This is a genomic window from Halomonas zincidurans B6, assembly GCF_000731955.1.
In the GTDB taxonomy this organism is placed as follows: Bacteria; Pseudomonadota; Gammaproteobacteria; order Pseudomonadales; family Halomonadaceae; genus Modicisalibacter; species Modicisalibacter zincidurans.
Genome location: NZ_JNCK01000001.1, coordinates 862,218 through 878,972, shown reverse-complemented (window position 1 = coordinate 878,972; position 16,755 = coordinate 862,218). Strand labels below are relative to the sequence as shown.

The 16,755-nt window shown below is 66.4% G+C and carries 17 protein-coding genes; 10 read left to right on the top strand and 7 right to left on the bottom strand.

The features are described 5' to 3' along the window. The first annotated feature begins 53 nt into the window (after nucleotides 1-53). From HALZIN_RS0104160 to HALZIN_RS0104140, 5 genes are read left to right on the top strand one after another with little or no spacing between them, the layout of a single operon-like run. The gene (locus tag HALZIN_RS0104160) at nucleotides 54-674 is read left to right on the top strand and encodes a helix-turn-helix domain-containing protein (RefSeq protein ID WP_031382989.1); all 621 of its coding nucleotides are present in this window, start codon (nucleotides 54-56) and stop codon (nucleotides 672-674) included. After that, nucleotides 674-1,342, top strand: coding sequence for a response regulator transcription factor (locus HALZIN_RS0104155; protein ID WP_031382988.1), 669 nt, complete (start codon nucleotides 674-676; stop codon nucleotides 1,340-1,342). The genes HALZIN_RS0104160 and HALZIN_RS0104155 overlap by 1 nt, the downstream gene beginning before the upstream one ends. Next, nucleotides 1,339-2,736, top strand: a complete 1,398-nt coding sequence (locus HALZIN_RS0104150; RefSeq protein WP_051907369.1) for a sensor histidine kinase — start codon at nucleotides 1,339-1,341, stop codon at nucleotides 2,734-2,736. Before HALZIN_RS0104155 ends, HALZIN_RS0104150 begins: the two co-directional genes overlap by 4 nt. Then, on the top strand, nucleotides 2,733-3,917 hold the full coding sequence (locus HALZIN_RS0104145) for an ABC transporter substrate-binding protein (protein ID WP_051907368.1): 1,185 nt from the start codon (nucleotides 2,733-2,735) through the stop codon (nucleotides 3,915-3,917). Before HALZIN_RS0104150 ends, HALZIN_RS0104145 begins: the two co-directional genes overlap by 4 nt. Then, nucleotides 3,914-4,681 (top strand): TlyA family RNA methyltransferase, encoded by a 768-nt coding sequence (locus HALZIN_RS0104140; RefSeq protein WP_031382985.1) that lies wholly within the window; start codon nucleotides 3,914-3,916, stop codon nucleotides 4,679-4,681. The genes HALZIN_RS0104145 and HALZIN_RS0104140 overlap by 4 nt, the downstream gene beginning before the upstream one ends. A 7-nt stretch (nucleotides 4,682-4,688) precedes the next feature. Here the strand turns inward: HALZIN_RS0104140 and mscK are convergent, their stop codons facing one another. Next, a complete protein-coding gene (gene mscK, locus HALZIN_RS0104135) occupies nucleotides 4,689-8,030 on the bottom strand; it encodes a mechanosensitive channel MscK (RefSeq protein ID WP_084173337.1) in 3,342 nt (1,113 codons plus the stop codon). Nucleotides 8,031-8,204: 174 nt separating this feature from the next. Here mscK and HALZIN_RS0104130 point away from each other — a divergent pair, with 174 nt between their 5' ends. Genes HALZIN_RS0104130 through HALZIN_RS0104115 form a run of 4 tightly spaced genes read left to right on the top strand, consistent with a single transcriptional unit; the run spans nucleotide 8,205 to nucleotide 10,201 of the window. Continuing rightward, nucleotides 8,205-9,128, top strand: a complete 924-nt coding sequence (locus HALZIN_RS0104130) for a phospholipase A (RefSeq protein WP_035575146.1) — start codon at nucleotides 8,205-8,207, stop codon at nucleotides 9,126-9,128. A 59-nt stretch (nucleotides 9,129-9,187) separates the two neighbouring features. Next, on the top strand, nucleotides 9,188-9,529 hold the full coding sequence (locus HALZIN_RS0104125) for an ElaB/YgaM/YqjD family protein (protein WP_201448174.1): 342 nt from the start codon (nucleotides 9,188-9,190) through the stop codon (nucleotides 9,527-9,529). Beyond that, nucleotides 9,529-9,921, top strand: coding sequence for a phage holin family protein (locus HALZIN_RS0104120; RefSeq protein ID WP_031382981.1), 393 nt, complete (start codon nucleotides 9,529-9,531; stop codon nucleotides 9,919-9,921). The genes HALZIN_RS0104125 and HALZIN_RS0104120 overlap by 1 nt, the downstream gene beginning before the upstream one ends. After that, nucleotides 9,911-10,201 (top strand): YqjK-like family protein, encoded by a 291-nt coding sequence (locus HALZIN_RS0104115; RefSeq protein ID WP_051907367.1) that lies wholly within the window; start codon nucleotides 9,911-9,913, stop codon nucleotides 10,199-10,201. Before HALZIN_RS0104120 ends, HALZIN_RS0104115 begins: the two co-directional genes overlap by 11 nt. Before the next feature lie 107 nt (nucleotides 10,202-10,308). Here the strand turns inward: HALZIN_RS0104115 and egtB are convergent, their stop codons facing one another. Then, nucleotides 10,309-11,625 (bottom strand): ergothioneine biosynthesis protein EgtB, encoded by a 1,317-nt coding sequence (gene egtB, locus HALZIN_RS0104110; protein ID WP_031382979.1) that lies wholly within the window; start codon nucleotides 11,623-11,625, stop codon nucleotides 10,309-10,311. Between the two features lie 162 nt (nucleotides 11,626-11,787). After that, the gene (locus HALZIN_RS0104105; RefSeq protein WP_031382978.1) at nucleotides 11,788-12,969 is read right to left on the bottom strand and encodes a BaiN/RdsA family NAD(P)/FAD-dependent oxidoreductase; all 1,182 of its coding nucleotides are present in this window, start codon (nucleotides 12,967-12,969) and stop codon (nucleotides 11,788-11,790) included. A 166-nt stretch (nucleotides 12,970-13,135) separates the two neighbouring features. Between HALZIN_RS0104105 and HALZIN_RS0104100 the strand changes: the two genes are divergently transcribed. Continuing rightward, nucleotides 13,136-13,549 carry a SpoIIAA family protein gene (locus HALZIN_RS0104100; RefSeq protein ID WP_084173335.1) on the top strand — a complete coding sequence of 138 codons (414 nt, stop codon included), beginning with the start codon at nucleotides 13,136-13,138 and terminating at the stop codon, nucleotides 13,547-13,549. Nucleotides 13,550-13,586: 37 nt separating this feature from the next. Here HALZIN_RS0104100 and HALZIN_RS0104095 read toward each other — a convergent pair whose 3' ends face one another. The 4 genes from HALZIN_RS0104095 to HALZIN_RS0104080 all read right to left on the bottom strand — a co-directional run bounded on the left by HALZIN_RS0104095 (nucleotide 13,587) and on the right by HALZIN_RS0104080 (nucleotide 16,518). Further along, the gene (locus tag HALZIN_RS0104095; protein ID WP_031382976.1) at nucleotides 13,587-13,835 is read right to left on the bottom strand and encodes a Ku family protein; all 249 of its coding nucleotides are present in this window, start codon (nucleotides 13,833-13,835) and stop codon (nucleotides 13,587-13,589) included. 2 nt (nucleotides 13,836-13,837) lie between these two features. Then, nucleotides 13,838-14,041: a hypothetical protein gene (locus HALZIN_RS0104090; RefSeq protein WP_031382975.1), complete on the bottom strand. Its 204-nt coding sequence runs from the start codon at nucleotides 14,039-14,041 to the stop codon at nucleotides 13,838-13,840. A 217-nt stretch (nucleotides 14,042-14,258) separates the two neighbouring features. Next, on the bottom strand, nucleotides 14,259-14,852 hold the full coding sequence (locus HALZIN_RS0104085) for a DUF4202 domain-containing protein (protein ID WP_031382974.1): 594 nt from the start codon (nucleotides 14,850-14,852) through the stop codon (nucleotides 14,259-14,261). A gap of 76 nt (nucleotides 14,853-14,928) precedes the next feature. Next, a complete protein-coding gene (locus tag HALZIN_RS0104080) occupies nucleotides 14,929-16,518 on the bottom strand; it encodes an ABC-F family ATPase (RefSeq protein WP_035575144.1) in 1,590 nt (529 codons plus the stop codon). Between the last annotated feature and the right edge of the window lie 237 nt (nucleotides 16,519-16,755).

Here is a 16,755-nt window from a genome sequence, read left to right as displayed (position 1 = left end):
CGGCGAAACGCACGAGCGACGTTCGACAAGCGCATCGAGAGAAAGGCACGGACATGGCACAGGACCGGGTTGAAGCGGTAGAGCGAGCGCTGACGATCCTCGACGTCTTCGATGCACCCCAGGAGCGCTTCACACTGGCCGACCTGGCCAGTGCCACCGGCTTCTACAAGAGTACGCTGCTGCGTCTGCTGGGCTCGCTGGAGCGTTACGATTATGTCCAGCGCGGCAGCGACGGACGCTACCAGCTGGGCCACAGCCCGGTACGCCTGGCGCGGCGTCACCCGCCCGGCCGCCAGCTGGCGGCCTGGATCCAGCCGGCGCTCGATGCGCTGGCCGAGCACAGCGGCGAAACCGCGGCGCTGCTGGAAGTCGCCGCCGGGCGCGCCGAGTGCCTGCTCGTCGCGATGCCCGGCGTGGCGCTGCGCCATGAACTGCGACCCGGCGAGCACTGGCTGCTCGGCGACCCGCGCTCGCCGGCGCTTGATTTCGCTGGCGGCATCATGGTCTGCCAGGCGCTGGACACCGTGCTGGAATCCCGCGCCTTGTGGCTGTCGCTATCCGGTCCCGCCGGCCGTCTGCAGCCGCCGGAGGCCGCTGCACGACTCAACGCGGCCGTGGGCGATCTGACGCGCAGCCCCGCCTCCCGCCAGGTCGCCGCACCGGAGGCTCGCTGATGCAACTGCTGCTGATCGAAGACGATGCCCTGCTCGCCGAAACGCTTGAGGATGCCCTGCGCCTCGAAGGCTACTCGGTGCTTGCCATCGCCGATGGCGAAGTCGCCTATCAACGCCTGGCCAGCCCCGATCCCCCGCATGGCCACGAGCTGATCCTGCTCGATCTCAACCTGCCGGGACGCAGCGGCCTCGAGATCCTCGAGACCCTGCGCCATCACGACAGCGCCACGCCGGTGCTGATTCTCACCGCCCGCGGCGCCATCGAGGACCGCGTGCGCGGACTCGACCTGGGCGCCGACGATTACCTGGCCAAGCCGTTCGCGCTCGATGAACTCGAGGCGCGGGTGCGCGCGCTGCTGCGTCGTCAGAAACCCGGCGTGCGCCTGCAGGTCGGCAGTCTCGTGTTCGACAGCCTGGCGCAGCGCTTCACGCTGGGCGGTGAGCCGCTCAGCCTCCCGCCGCGGGAACAGCGCCTGCTGAGCTGCCTGATGCGCCGCGCCGGCGAGCCGATCGATCGCCGGCAACTTGCCAGCGAAGCCTTTGCCGGCGAAGCGCTCGGCGACAACGCCATCGAGGTCTATGTCCATCGCCTGCGTCGCCGGCTGGGCGACAGCGACGTCACGCTGCATACGGTGCGCGGCCTCGGCTACCTGCTGGCACCGACATGACCGGTCGCGAGCAGAACAACGCCGCCACGACGGGCGGTGGCAGCCTCTACCGCCGGCTGATGGCCTGGCTGCTGCTGCCCCTGCTGGGGCTCGGCGCGTTGATGCTCATCCAGGCTTACCTGGGCGCGCGGGATACCGCCGACCGCGCCTTCGACCGACTGCTCGAGGCCGCCTCGCTGGCGATCGCCGAGCAGGTCAAGAAGCAAGACGACCAACTGTGGCTGGATCTTCCCCCGGCGGCGCTCGAGATGCTCGCCACCGACGCCGAGGAGCGGGTCTTCTATGCGCTCTACAATGAGCGTGGCGAATTCGTCACCGGCAACGCCGATCTGCCGGCCCCGGTCCGCCAGAGCGACGACCCTCAGCCGCTGCAGTACAGCGACACCAACTGGCGCGGCATGGCGCTGCGCGTCGCCGTGCGCACCTCGCAGCTCGAGGGCTGGAGCCAGCGCGAGCGTTTCGAAGTGCGCGTCGCACACACCCGCGAAGGCCGTGAGCGGCTGACCTGGGCGCTGTTCCAGGGCAGCCTGGGGCGCATCGCCGCCATGGCCCTGCTCGCCGTGGGCGTGGTGCTGCTGGCAGTACGCGTCGCCCTGGCTCCGCTGACCCGGCTACGCCGGGCGATTCGCGAACGCGACCCGCGCACGTTCGCCCCGCTGTCCCTCGAGCTGCCTCGCGAACTGGCCGAGCTGCGCGAGACCCTCAACGAGCTGTTGGCGCGAATGCGCCGCGTGCGCGCTAACCAGGAACGCTTCATCGGCGACGCCTCGCATCAGTTGCGCACGCCGCTGGCCGGGATCTCGGCGCGCGCCGAGCTGGCCTTGCGCAAGGACCAGCCCCAGGCTTGGCACAGTGCCCTGGAAACCATTCAGGAAGCCAGTGCACGCACCGCCCGGCTGGCCGTTCAGCTGCTTTCGCTGACCCGACTCAACAACCCCGAGGCCAAGCCCGAGCTGAGCCGCCTGGAACTGACCGCCATCGCTCGCGAGGCGACCCGCAGCGCCCTGCACGCCTGCTATCGCGACGGCGTCGACCTGGGCCTCGAGGCACCCGACGAGCCCGTCTTGATCGAGGGCATCGGCTGGCAGCTCGAGGAAGCGCTCGCCAACCTGATCGACAATGCGCGACGCTATGGCGCGCGGCACATCACCGTGCGAGTGAGCGCCGCCCCGCCAGCCCTGGAGGTCGAGGACGACGGCCCGGGCATCGCCGCCGAATGGCGCTTGCTGGTACTGAGGCCTTTTCACCGCGGTCGCAACGCCGGCGAGGGCTCGGGGCTGGGCTTGGCGATCGTCGATGGCATCGCCCGCGCCCACGCCGCTCGACTGACCCTGTACGAAGCCAGCGGCGGCGGCTTGCGCGTGACCATGACATTCCTGGGAGACCGTGCATGACGACACCCCACACCAATCGGCTGGTCGCGCTGCTGGCCGGCCTTGTGCTGAGTGGCCTGAGTCTCGGCGTCCTCGCCCAGGCGCAATTGAACTATCCCGCGCTAACCGACGGACCAGCGTTCAACGACGGAGCGGCTCGGGACGACGAGCGGCCCCGTTCGCGCCTGGTCATTAACGCCGCGCTCGATACGCCGTTGATCGCACCGCTGCTGGAAGATTTCCAACGTCGCAACCCGGATATCGAGATCGTCTATCGTAACCTCTCCACCCTGGCGGTGTACCGCACCTTTCTCGACGCGGGAGCCGCCGAGCGCGCCGACGTGGTCATGTCCTCGGCGATGCCCTGGCAGTACTGGCTGGCCAACAACGGCTATGCGCAGCCGCTCGACAGCGCCGCGGCCCGCGCCTGGCCGGCCTGGGCGCGCTGGCGCCAGGAGCTGTTCGCGATCACCTTCGAGCCGGTAGTGATCGTCTATCGCCGCGACGTCGCCGAACGCTTCGGCGCGATCGACAGCCACGCCGATCTTCTCGAGCGCCTCGAGCGCCATGCCGAGGCGCTGCGTGGGCGCGTCGTCACCTATGATCCGGCAACCAGCGGCGCCGGCTACAGCTATGCCATCGAGGAGGCGCGCCTGTCACCACGCTACTGGGAACTGGTGGCCGCGCTCGGCCGGGTCGATACCGCGCTGGTCGGCACCACCCGCGAAATGCTCGAGGGGCTGGCGCAAGGACGCTACTGGATCGGCTACAACCTGCTGGGCAGCTACGCCCGGGAATTCGCGCGCGAGCACCCCGAGCTCGAAGTCGTGGTGCCCAAGGACTATGCGCTGGTGACGCACCGGCTGGCCTTCATCGCCCGAGATGCCCGCAATCCCTACGCCGCACGCCGCTTTCTCGATTACCTGCTGAGCGAGTATGGCCAGCGCGCGATCGGTCGGCTCACACCACTGGGGACGATCCATCCGGCGCTGAGCGGCCCGGGCAGCGCCAATGCCCTGCGTGAGCGGCTGGGCGATGCCTTGCGCCCGATCGACATCGGCCCGGGCCTGCTGGCGACCCTCGACAACCTCAAGCGCGAAGCGCTGCTGAGCCGCTGGAGGCGCGAGTTCCAGCGCGCAGCCCCGTCCGCCGACATACCCGCCGCTGCGCTCGATGTACCACCCAGCGAGGCGGCCCGATGATGCGACTCGATCAGTTGCTGCTGGCGCTGGGTCTGGCGCGCTCGCGCACCCGCGCCCAGCGGCTCATCCGTCACGGCCGAGTGACCCTCGAAGACGCCCCGCAGCGGCCGCTGACCAAGCCCGGCGTGAAAGTTCCCGACGACAGCCGCCTGGTAATCGCCGAGGACGCCGAGGAGCGCTATGTCTCCCGCGCGGGACTCAAGCTCGAGGCGTTGCTGGATGCCCTGGAGCTACGTCTCGATGGGCGCGTGGTGCTGGATGTCGGCCAATCCACCGGTGGCTTCACCGATTGCGCACTGGCACGCGGCGCGGTCCACGTGATCGGCATCGAAGTCGGCCATGACCAGCTCGATCCGACGCTGCGCGACGCTGTCCGCGTGACCTGCATCGAAGGCCTAAACGCCCGGGCAATGGCCGGCGATGCCCGACTGCACGCCGCCATCGAGCGATGCTCGCCGCTGCGACCGACGGCAGCGGTCATGGACGTTTCGTTCATCTCGCAGACGCTGATCGTGCCCCAACTGGCGCAGTTGCTGGCCGGCGGCGGCGATCTGCTGTCGCTGGTCAAGCCGCAGTTCGAGGTCGGCCCCGGCAATGTCGACGCACGCGGCATCGTCAGCGATACACGCCTCTATGTTGGCGTCGAGGCGCGCATCCACGCCTGCTGTGTCGAGCATGGCTTCAGCGTCGAAGCCTGGCGCGAAAGCCCGATCCGCGGTGGCGACGGCAACCGCGAATTCCTGCTCCACGCGCGACGCCGCTGACCGCCCGTCAGGTCTCAGCGTCGTCCGCATCGGACTGCCCGCGCGGGCCCGGTCTGCGCCGGGGTTCGTCAACGCCGCCCAGCGGGCGGGCGGCGCCACTTTGCGAGCTCACCTGAGCCACCTGGCCATCGCTGTCGTGCAGCCAGACATCCATCTGATTGAAGGCGACGCGAATGCCGTGCTCGCGGAACAGCGCATCCAGCCGGCGATTGATCTCGTCGGCCGCGTAGAGCCTGTCGAGCAGGTCGTTGACGAAGACTCGCAGCTCGAAGTTGAACGCCGTGGCGCCGTAGCTGGTGCAGAACACCTGCGGCTCGGGGTCCTTGAGCACGCGCTTGTTGTCGTCCGCCACCGCGCGCAACAGCCGATGCACCGTATCCAGGTCCGAGCCGTGCGCCACGCCGTAATTCAGCACCACTCGGGTGATGTTGTCCGACAGCGACCAGTTGATCAGCTGGTCGGTGACGAAGGTCTTGTTGGGGATGATGATCTCCTTGCGATCGAAGTCGGTCACCGTGGTCGCACGGATGCGGATACGGCTGACCGTGCCGTGCAACTGGCCCAGCGTGATGGTGTCGCCGATCCGCACCGGGCGTTCGAAAAGGATGATCAACCCCGAGATGAAGTTGGCGAATATTTCCTGCAGGCCGAACCCCAGCCCCACGCCCAGCGCCGCCACCAACCATTGCAGCTTGTCCCATGACACGCCCAGCGTACCCAGCGCGATGACGATGCCGGTGCCGACGATGACATACGACAACAACGAGGAAATCGCGTAGGCACTGCCCTGCTTGAGCGACAGCCGCGAGAGCACCATCACCTCGAGCAGGCCAGGCAGGTTGCGTGCCATCAATGACGTCAGCACCACCGTGATCAGGCTGGTCAACACGTCGGCGATGGTGATCGGCGTCTGACCGATCGCCTCGCCGCTGCCCTGCTCGATCGTCCATACGGCGATACTGTCGAGATACGCCAGCGCGGTCAGCAGGTCGGCCCAGACCAGGTAGAGCACCAGCGTAAAACCGAGGAACAGGATCAGCTTGGAGAGCCGCAGCGACTGCTGGTTGACCTGTTCGAGATCCAGCGGCGGCTCCTCGATCAACTCCAGTCCGCCCTCGGCGCCCTCCTGGGCCTGGGCGCGGCGACGCGCCACCGCGCGCCGGTAGGCCAGGCGCCGAGCCGCCACCGCCAAGCCGCGGACCACTGCAGCCTCGATAAGTATCCAGGCGCCCAGGATGTACAGGCTGAACACGAAGCGGCCGACCAGTTGCAGCGCGGTGTATTCGTAACCCATCACGATCAGCCCGGCGAGTACCACGGTCACCAGCGACAGCGCCAGACCCAGCAGCAGCCGGAACACCTTGGTCCCGAAAAACGGTATGTGGGCCAGGATCAAGCGGGCGATCAGCACGCTCAACGCCAGCAGCCCGCTCAGCAGCAGAAACAGCGCGATCGGCTGCTCGGCCAGGGTCGGACCGTTGTCGCGTGCCAGGGTGCTGATCAACAGCACCGGTATCAACGCGACACCAAGCCACCACAGCAGCCGTCGCAACCGCGAGGCATAGCCGCCGGGCCAGTGGAAATGGCGCACCGCGACGCCATCGCTGATCAACAGCCGCCGCGCCAGTTCGATCACCCCCCAGGCCAATGTCAGTTGCAGCAGGGCCATGCCCAACAGCTGCGCATTACCCTCGGTGCCCTTGGCCAGCGCCAGCCCGGCGCCGGCCAGCGCCAGCGGCCAGGGCGCGGCCAGCAACGCATTCATGGCGATCGCCCGCGGCGTGTGCATCTGGGTGTCGCGCTTGAGTCGGCCGATCTCGTCATGCAGCGCCAGCAGGCGTTGCTTGATCCGTCGCCGACGCAACAGCAGCACGCCCGCCGACAGCCATACCGGCAGCGCCCACAGGGCCTTGGCCTGCAACGGCTGCCAAAGCGCCGCCAGGCGCTCCTGCCAGATGGCCGGGCTGGCATTGGCGGCCAGCGTGGCGGGCAGCTTGCGTAGCCAGCCGAGATCGAGCGGGCTGCGATTGGCCACCCAGAACAACTGCTCCTCGATGGTCGAGCGCAGCGAACGGCTGATCGATACCAGCTGCTGCTGAGTGAGCTGCAGATCGATCGCGGTGGTCAACAGCTCGCCATATTCCTGCTCGAGTTGGTCGATGAGCTCACGCCGTGACCGGTAGAGGCCGGACAGCGAATCGAGCAGTGCCGGGGTGGCCTCGACGTCGGCATCCCCGATCCGCTGTCTGGCCAGCGCTTCAGCATCGCGCAGCGACTCGCGTTGACGGCTCAGTTCGAACTGCTCGAGACGCACGTCGGCGATGACCTCCTGCAACCCGTCCTGGGCATCTATCGAGGGTAGCGAGCTGCGCTGTTCGCGCAGAATGCGCGACAGCAGCAGGCTGCCGCGAATCGCCTCGATCTGCTCGTTGAGGGTGCGCTGTACCTGGCGCACCCGGTCCAGTTGAGTGCGCACCTTGATGGCTTCGCGTTCATAGCGATAGCGGCGATCGATGGCGTCGAGCAGCGACTGGCTGAGTTCGCGGTTTGTCGACTGAGCCCGCATCACCATCGGATGCTCGTTGGCGATCAACGGGTCGCGACTGGCCGCTTCGGCAATCGTCGACTCGAGTTCCTCGCGACGGCGCTGGTCGAGAATGGCCTGAAGCAGATCGAGTCGGTCCTGGAGCGCCTTGTTCTGTCTGATCAGCGCATCGCGACGTTGCTGGGCGAGTTCGCGGCTACGCGCGTTGGTCTCCAGCTGGCGACGCTTGAGGGCCAGTTCGCGCTCGGCAAGCTGCATCTCGACCTGGATCTTCCAGACTTCGGGTCCGTCCGCGCCGGTCGGCAGCTGATCGCGGGCAGAGCGCAACGCTTCGATCCTGTCCAGCGATTCGCTGATCGTCGCCTGGGCGCGTTCGGGCAGGGTCTGGGCGGCGATCAGCCGCGAATTGGCATCGGCCAGGCTATCGCGCAGGCTCTGCAGCCGATCAAGCATCTCGCTGACGTTGGCTTCGAGTTCATCGCGGGGGGTATTCTTCAGCGCCTCGGCGCTGGGCAGCTCGGCGTTTTCGGCTTGCCGGGCAGCACGCTGCAGCCGCTCGATCGCCTGGGGACCCTGCTCGAGGCGCTGTTCGAGCTCAGTGCGCGCCTGGGCGATGTCCTCCAGCTTGTCGAAGGTATCGAGCACGCCACGCAGGATATCCATGGCTGCCTGCTCGCTGCTGTCGGGCTTGTCGATGGCCTTGAGCGTCTCCAGACGCTGCGAGACCCTGTCCCGTTCAGGCAGCGCCATGTCCTCCTGCGCCCATGCCGGGCCACCCAGCAAAGCGATCATTGCGATCGCCATCAGCCATCCTGTCCACCACCGCTGATTCGCCACGCCTGCCCGCCTTTACTGTCGACTGTTTCGCCAAGCGATTGTGCGGGGACCCACGATCCTTGGCAATTGCCGCCGGGAATTGACTTGCCGGCAAGTCATGGTAGAAACGACTATCCGAATGTCTTCCTACAGGATGTCCCTATGGCTGCGCCGATCGCTCTGCCGATCTCACTCTTACTGGCCGCGTCACTCACCCTGCTGCCCCTGGCGGCCATCGCCCAGGATGCCGAACAGGGAGGCGCCACTGAATCGGCACTCGAGCAGGCGCAGAAGCGTCGGGAATACGAGAACGAATCCAACCGCAACCCCTTGGCCATCACCGCCTATCGGCGTAATTATCTGCTGCCCTGGACATACAACACCGATCCCAACCAGGGCGCTTTCAACGCCATCAGCGACGACGCGGAGGCCGATAGCTCCGAGGTGAAATTCCAGCTCAGTCTCAAGATCAACGTGCTCGACGATCTATTCGGCGACAACGGCGATCTGTATTTCGCCTACACCCAGCGCAGCTGGTGGCAGGCCTATAATTCCGACGCCTCGGCGCCGTTTCGCGAGACCAATTACGAGCCCGAGGTCTTCGTCAGTTTCGACAATGATCTCTCGTTTCTCGGTTGGACCAACACCTTGAACCGCATTGGCCTTGCCCATCAGTCGAACGGCCGTTCACAGCCACTGTCGCGCAGTTGGAACCGGGTCTACGCCGACCTGCTGTTCCAGCGCGGCGATTGGGCGGTGAGCATCGCACCACACTGGCGGATACCCGAAAGCAAGAGTAACGACGACAACCCCGATCTTGAAAGCTATGTCGGCTACGGCGACATCACCGTCGCGCGGGCCTTCGGCGACCAGGAGCTGTCGGTGATGGTGAGGGGCAACCCCGGCAAGCATAACTACGGCGTACAGCTCGACTATTCCTTTCCGCTGGCCGGCAAGATTCGCGGCCACGTGCAATATTACGACGGCTACGGAGAAAGCCTGATCGACTATGACAACGACGTTCAGCGTCTTGGCATCGGTTTCAGCCTCAATACCTTTCTGGCGGGTATACCCGGCAGCCGTTGATACACCAAGTCATGCTGCTATGATGAAACTGTTATTCACCGTCAAAGGAAAGACACCACATGGCCATGTTCCCCATCGGACAGCATGATAACAACACCAGCACCGCTCAGTTGAAGGAAGATCTCCGCCAACTGTCCCATACTGTCGAAGAGTTGATCAACGCGACTGCCGAAGACTCCCGCAGCAACGTCAAGGAAATGCGCGACCGCGCCCAGCGGAGCCTCAAGGAAACCCGCGGAAGACTCGAAGCCCGCGGTGAAAAGCTTTACCACGATACGCGTGACGGCGTTCTCGATAGCGCCGATCTGTGCGACCGTTACGTCCACGAGAATCCCTGGACCAGCATCGGGGTCGGCACCGCTGTCGGGGTGGTGATCGGCTTGCTGCTTGGACGTCGCTGATGACCGATGGCCAGGGACCGGCAGAGCGTGTCATTTCGGCGGCACGACGCCTGATCGGCAATGTCGTCGCCATGGGCGAGACGCGTCTACGTCTCGCCGTGCTCGAACTCGAACTCGAGCGAGACCGCCTGCTTTCGCTACTGTTGCTCGCCGGAGCCAGCCTGATCCTGTTCTCGTTCGGCGTCGGCATGCTGTTGTTGCTGGTGGTCGTCCTCTACTGGGACGACCATCGCCTGCTGGCCATTGCCTTGTGCTCCTTGGTGCTATTGCTGGCTGCCGCATTGCTCGCGGCCAAGGCCAAGCAGATCGCCAATCAGCGCAAGTTGATGGAAACGACCCTGCATCACATGCAGCAGGATCGTCAGGCGCTGGAGTCATCGCATGACGCATAACGATCGCCTGGCGCGACGCGATCAGCTCGAGACGCAGATCCTGCAACAGCGCCTCGACATGGGCATGGCTCTGCGCGATTGGCGCGAGGCCACCGCACCGATCGACCATGGCTGGCAGAAACTCATGCAATGGCGGGCGCCGACCATTGCCGCACTGGGCCTGGTATCGTTGCGCGGGGTCACCCGGCCACGCGCGACCGGCCGGATGATACGTCGGGTGATGACCGGCCTGCTGCTGGCCAACCGGCTAAGGGCGGTTTACCGCGCCATCAATCGCTGATGCCGCTCACCGGAAAATGCCGAACCCCGCCACACCGGCGGGGTTCGGCGTCTTGATTGACCCTGTTTCAGCGCCTCGGGCGGTTCGCCCTGTCGCTTGCGCTGCGCTCATGCGTCGCGGGCCAGGCGCAGGCCGGAAAACGCCCAGCGCGCCTGGGGCGGAAAGAAGTTGCGATAGCTCGCGCGGATGTGCGAGCGCGGCGTGGCGCAACAGCCGCCGCGCAGCACCATCTGCCCCGACATGAACTTGCCGTTGTACTCGCCCAGGCTGCCTGGCAGCGTTCGAAAGCCTGGATAGGGGCGATAGGCGCTGCCGGTCCATTCCCAGACATCGCCGTATAGCCGGCCCGGCGCGGCGCCATCCGTGGCTTTCGCCACCGGCTGAAGATGATCGTTCTCGACGAAGTTGCCGTGGATGTCCACGCCCTCGGCGGCGACTTCCCACTCGGCCTCGCTGGGCAATCGCGCTCCGGACCAGCGCGCGTAGGCATCGGCCTCGTAGAAGCTGACATGACACACCGGGGCGTGCTCGTCGACCGGCACCAGGCCGCCCAGCGTCATGTGATACCAACCGTCATCGCGCTGCACCCAGTAAAGCGGCGCCGTCCACGCCTCGTCCTTGACCCTTTGCCAGCCATCGGCCAGCCAGTGGTCGGGGCGCCGATAGCCGCCATCGCGGATAAACGCCAGAAATTCGCCATTGGTGACCGGACGATCGGCGAGTTCGAAGGCCTCGACGAACTGCCGGTGGCGCGGCATCTCGTTGTCGTAGGCGAAGCTGCCGGTAGCCGACTCATGGCCGATCAGGCGCACGCCGGCGGGATAATTCAGCCAGGCCAGCTCGCCGGGCGTGGCCGCCGGCGACGTGGCGAGATCGTCGCGCAGGTCATCACGATAGACCGGGCACAACGGGTTCTGCGCCAGGATGTGCTTGATGTCCATGACCAGCAATTCCTGGTGCTGCTGCTCGTGATGAAGCCCCAGCTCCACGCGACGGCGGATCTCGTCGACATGCTCGACGGGCGGCGCTTCGAGCAGTCGGGCCATGGCCTCGTCGACATGGGCGCGATAACGGTATACGTCGTCTACGGTGGGCCGCGATATAACGCCTCGTTCGGGGCGTGGGAAGGGCGTGCCGTGGGTCTCGTAATAGGAGTTGAAGAGGAAGTCGTAGGCCGGATCGAGCGACCGGTAGTCCTTGAGAAAAGGGATGAGCAGAAAGGCTTCGAAGAACCAGCTGACATGGGCGATGTGCCATTTCGGCGGGCTGACATCGGGCATGCTCTGGACCATGTAGTCCTCCCGATGCAGCGGCGCGCACAGGCGCTCGGTTGCAGCGCGCACGCGCTGATAATCGCGCAGCCACTCCTTGGTGTGCCGAGTCTCGAGGGTGTCGCTTGCGAGCTGATGAGCGAGCGGGGCCATGGGTACACTCCTTTGCGCTGGGCAGGGTCCGTCAGTTTCCCTCTCAGCGTAGGCGCCATCTCACGCCCTTCAAGTGCGAAATCGACCCGGTGCGGCGCACGAAGCCGGCCATGCGCTTGAGGAGCCCGGTCACCTCAGCCGCCACGCGATGCCCCTGGGCCGCTACAACGCCAGGCCGCAGGCCACCGCCGAGGCCCAGGCCCATTGGAAGTTGTAGCCGCCCAGCTCGCCGGTAACGTCGAGCACCTCGCCGATAAAGCGCAGCTGGGGCAGTTCCCGGACCGCAAAAGTCTTCGACGAAAGGGCCGCCGTATCGACGCCGCCCATGGTCACCTCGGCGGTGCGCCAGCCCTCGGTGCCCGCCGGTTTGAGGCGCCAGCGATTGAGCCGCTCGGCCCACGCCTCGAGCTGGGCGTTGGAACGCTCGGCGAGCACCCCGTCGTCGCCGTACCATTCGATTAGAGCCTGGGCCAGGCGTCTGGGCAGGCGTTCGGCGAGCCACGTCGACACCAGCCGTCGCGGCGCCGCCCGGCGTTCCTCGCGCAGCGCCGCGCCGGCATCGAGCCCCGGCAGCAGATCGACGACGAGCTCGTCGCCGGGCTGCCAGTAGCTCGAGATCTGCAGCATCGCCGGCCCCGAAAGCCCGCGATGGGTAAACAGCAGCGGCTCGCGGTAATAGCCGCCGCGACAGCGCACCGCGACCTCGCAGGCGACCCCGGCCAGCGCCGCGGCGCGCGCCTTCCACTGCGAGGTCAGGGTGAACGGCACCAGCGCGGCGCGGGTCTCGGTCACCGCCAGGCCGAACTGGCGGGCGACATCGTAGCCGAAGCCGCTCGCCCCCAGCGTGGGGATCGACAGCCCGCCGGTGGCGATCACCACCGCCCCGCACTCGATCCGCCCCGCCGCGGTACTCAGGCGCATGCCCTCGGCGTGACGCTCGATGCGCTCGATGGGCGTGGCGAGGCGAATCGCCACGCCGGCCCAGTCGCATTCGGTGAGCAGCATGTCGAGAATCGGCCGCGACGAGTCGGCACAGAACAGCTGACCCGGAGCCTTTTCGACCGGCTCGATGGCGTGGCGCTCGACCAGCTCGAGAAAGTGCTCCGGGCGGTAACGCTTGAGCGCCGAGATGCAGAAGTGCGGGTTGGCCGAGAAGAAATTCGCCGGCGCGGTGTCCAGGTTGGTGAAGTTGCAACGCCCGCCGCCGGACATCAGAATCTTCTTGCCCGGCTTGCTGGCATGATCGAGCACCAACACGCGTCGGCCGGCGTAGCCGGCGGTCAGCGCGCACATCAGGCCAGCGGCGCCGGCGCCGATGACGACCACGTCGGGATGGCTAGGCATGCGGGAAACTCCGGACGACTCGAGACGGCGGTGCATTCTAGCCTGCCGCGCAATTTCGCCGCCAGCGTATGGCATGAACTTGTCCTCGACCTGCTGCCGGAGGGCGAGGCACTGTGCTCTTCGAGTGCTACGCTTGAAAGGCCCGTTCCCATTCGAGGAAGCCGCCATGCTCGAATTGCTCACCGCCCCGGCTGCGCACGTCGTCGCGCTGCGCGTCAGCGGGCGGCTCGACGCCCACCAACTGCAAACCGCCATCGACGCCATCGAGGCCGCCAAGCAGGCCCACCCGCGGGTCAGCCTGTACGCCGAGATCGATGCGCTGCGCTGGATGAGCGCTTCGGCGCTGCTGCGCGACCTGGGCTACGGCCTGACCCAGCTCGGCCAGCTGAGCCATTTCCACCGCGCCGCGGCGGTGACCGATCAACGCTGGCTGCGCCCGCTGGTCGCGGTCGAGAATCAGCTGTTCAGGCCGCTCGAGGTGAGGCTGTTCGCCAATGCCCGAAAAGCCGAGGCGTTGGCCAGGGCCTGCGAATTGCCGGTGGTACATGCGGGCACGGGCGGCCAGCGCCGGGCGGACTAGGCCGCACCCTGGATGGCCTTGATGAGTTCGGCCTTGGTCATCTGGCTACGCCCGGCGATAGCCATCTCCTGGGCGCGCTGATAGAGCGCCTGGCGCGCCGGCTCTCGGCGTAGGGCACCACCTGTTCGGCCTCGGGCTCGACCATCACCTGACGGACCGGGGCGCGGTCCTTGCGATGCAGCAGGCGAAAATGCACGCTGCGATCGGCCAGCGCGGCGTAGAGCTTGACCGGCACGCGCGCCTCGCCGAAGCAAAGCGCGCCGCGCCACATGGCACGGGCGCTCATCGTCACACCTCCTCTCGGCAGTCGGGACAGACGGTCTCGCGGCTCTCACGCAACTCGACCACGCAGAACGGGCAGATCGGCTGGTCGCAGTGCATACAGTAATAACCCGCCTCGACGTGGTAGCGGCGCAGGCAGAAGGGACACTCCTCGTCGCCGGCCTGCAGCCACCAGGGCAAGGCCGGGGCTGTCGCATCCTGGGTCATCATGGCGTCTTCGCGTATTGCACCTGCCTTTGCGAATTCACTGTTAATGGTTTCGCCGAATGACAGTGATCACCTACAAGGCTAGCCGAGCCAGCAACGCGCGCAACCGTCGGCGAAGGCGGCTCTGGCAAAACGCCGACCCCGACAGCTTCCATCCGCCGGCCGACGTCGCCGATCTGCGCCTATCAAGTTGCGTTGAGCGGCTTCGAGCTGGACCCGCTCAGGCCAGGGCGCGCTCGAGTAGTTGCTGCGCGCGCGGCGGCAGGCCGATCGTCGCCGCCAGTTCATGGCCGCGCGGCGACATCTTGTGCCAGGTCTTGCGCAGGATGCGGATCAGCTTGTCGTCGTCGTGGCGGCTGGCGAAGTCCGCGAACTCGCGTTCGAGAAACACCAGGCAGGCGCTATCCTCGAGCGCCTGGGCATCGGGATCGCTGCGCAGGCGCTCCTTGCGGATCATCTGCGCGACGTGCTCGCAGCTGGCCTGGTCGTAGCCGCTCTCGCGCAGCACCGCGGCGGCGGTCTCGGCCTGGCGACGTCCCAGCTCGCGCCGCCAGGCAAGGTAGCCCGGGCGATCGCGGGGATAGTCGTCGCGCGGGATCCGCCAGCGTTGCAGGTGCTGGGCGCGCACCGCCAGTTGCAGCACTTCGCTGGCCTCGGGGGCAACGCGCCCCAGCCATTCGCTCATCCAGCGCGCATAGAGCAATTCATAGGGAATGTGCTCGCCATCCTCGGTCCGCTCGAGCCGCGGGTCTTCGCCGTGCAGGGCGTCCAGCCGCTCGAGCGCGGCCTGAAAGCGGGGATTCTGGTCAGTCACGGTTGGCTTCACCTCGGAAGAACTTTACGTTTCACCATACGGTATCGCGCACTGGACACGCCAATCGCCGACTCGCTCAACCGTAGACGCCCTGGCTGCGCAGGTAGTCCTCGTAGCGGCCGGTGAAGTCGGTGACGCCCTCGCCGCTCATGTCGAGGATGCGGGTGGCCAGCGACGAGACGAATTCGCGATCGTGACTGACGAAGATCAGCGTGCCGGGATAGTGTTCCAGCGCCAGGTTGAGCGCCTCGATGGATTCCATGTCGAGGTGGTTGGTGGGCTCGTCCATGACCAGCACGTTGGGCTTTTCGAGCGCCAGCTTGGCGAACAGCATGCGCCCCTGCTCGCCCCCGGAGATCACCTTGACCGACTTGCCGATGTCGTCGCTGGAGAACAGCATGCGTCCCAGCGCCCCGCGGATAGCCTGCTCGCCGCCGTCGGTCCACTGGGCCATCCAGTCGTAGAGCGTGGCATCGAAGGCGAAGGCGTCGGCATGGTCCTGGGCGAAATAACCCACCTCGGCGGCGTCGGTCCACTTCACCTTGCCGTGATCCGGCGCCAGCGAACCGGTCAAACAGCGCAGCAGCGTGGTTTTGCCGACGCCGTTGGGGCCGATGATCGCCAGGCGTTCGCCGGCTTCGAGCTGCAGCCCCAGCTTCTCGAACAGCGGCGTGCCGTCGTAGCCCTTGGTCAGACCCTCGACGCTGAGCGCGCCACGATGGATCTTGCGTTTCTGCTCGAAGCGGATGAACGGACTGACCCGGCTCGACGGCTTGATCTCGTCGAGCTTGATCTTGTCGATCTTGCGCTGGCGCGAGGTGGCCTGCTTGGCCTTGGACGCGTTGGCCGAGAAACGGCTGACGAACTGCTGCAGCTCGGCGATCTCCGCCTTCTTCTTGGCGTTGTCGGCGTGCATGCGCTCGCGGGCCTGGGTCGCCGCGGTCATGTACTCGTCGTAGTTGCCGGGGAACAGCTGGATCTCGCCGTAATCGAGATCCGCCATGTGGGTGCACACGCTGTTGAGGAAGTGGCGGTCGTGGGAAATGATCACCATGGTGCTGCTGCGCGTGGTCAGCACGCCTTCCAGCCAGCGGATGGTGTTGATGTCCAGGTGGTTGGTCGGCTCGTCGAGCAGCAGCACGTCGGGATCCGAGAACAGCGCCTGGGCCAGCAGCACGCGCAGCTTCCAGCCCGGCGACACGGCACTCATCAAGCCGAAATGCTGGGATTCGGGAATCCCCAGTCCGAGCAACAGCTCGCCGGCACGCGCCTCGGCGGTGTAGCCGTCGAACTCGGCGAACTGGGTCTCCAGCTCGGCGACGCGCATGCCGTCGGCCTCGCTCATCTCGGCCTGGGCGTAGATCGCCTCGCGTTCGGCGGCGACCTGCCAGAGCTCGACGTTGCCCATGATCACGGTGTCGATCACCCGATGCGCTTCGTAGCCGAACTGGTCCTGGCGCAGCTTGCCCAGGCGAGTGCCCGGCTCGAGCATCACCTGCCCCGCCGACGGTTCGAGTTCGCCGCCGAGGATCTTCATGAAGGTGGACTTGCCGCTACCGTTGGCGCCGATCAGGCCGTAGCGGTTGCCGTTGTTGAACTTGACCGAAACGTTTTCGAACAGGGGCTTGGCCCCGAACTGCATGGTGATATTGGCTGTGGAAATCACTGAGGGTCCAATCGAAGAAGGGCCGGCAAGAGAGACCGGCGCGGGAATGGCCGAGCGGCAAAAGTGCGCGATTGTACCGATTCGCCACGCTTTCTTCATCCGTGGGCAGCCAGCCGGCGACGAAAAAGGCACCCTTGCGAGCGCCCTTGAAAGCCGACGATGCAGCCCTGCTCGTTCTAGAACCGGGCTGCCAACTGCCGAGCCAGGTTTTCGCAAGGGCGCTGTGAATCCTTCCAT